1 protein-coding gene is annotated in these 668 nt (G+C 35.9%); it reads right to left on the bottom strand.

Going from position 1 to position 668, the window contains the following annotated elements; translation table 11 throughout:
* Positions 1-315: 315 nt before the first annotated feature.
* Positions 316-668, bottom strand: a 353-nt coding sequence (locus IDG60_RS19175) for a DnaB-like helicase C-terminal domain-containing protein (protein WP_206161071.1), incomplete at its 5' end; no start/stop codon positions are given.

Raw genomic sequence — 668 nt, 5'->3', positions numbered from 1 at the left:
CTCCCCATTGTGTCCCAACTACTACGATTGATGACATGTGAGCACCTCCAAGTTTTTCTCATTTAACCATTTGATATTCTACCAATATCGAGACCATAATGCAAATAAAAATCGAACATTGATTTTCAGCCTTTTTAAAAGAAAAATCATTTTAACAAATCGTCTTCAACGTCCTAAAAACCCTTTAACAGAGGCGTTGACAGTACTAATCCATCACTTTCAATACACAAACTTAACATATATCAACCCGTTCAGAACAAAATAAAAACCGTACAATTTTATCATCGCAATGATTATTGTACGGAAAAACTTTTTTTACATCATATCAGCATGTGCATAATCGATATCTGTAAATTTATTATATTGTTTCATAAAGTGTAACTTAACTGTGCCTGTTGGACCGTTACGTTGCTTAGCAATGATGATTTCTATTTCACCGTTTTCATCATTCGTTTGTGGCTCAAAACCACCATCATCGTCATCATCTTCATCGCCGCCACGGTTATAGTAATCATCACGGTATAAGAACGCAACGATATCAGCATCTTGCTCAATCGAACCAGATTCACGAATATCACTCATCATTGGACGTTTATCTTGTCGTTGTTCAACACCACGAGATAACTGACTTAATGCGATAACTGGACATTCTAATTCACGGGCTAATG

This window comes from Staphylococcus sp. EG-SA-2 (assembly GCF_017152085.1).
Note: the sequence above shows the minus strand (reverse complement) of the source record. Positions and strands in the feature narration are given on the sequence as shown.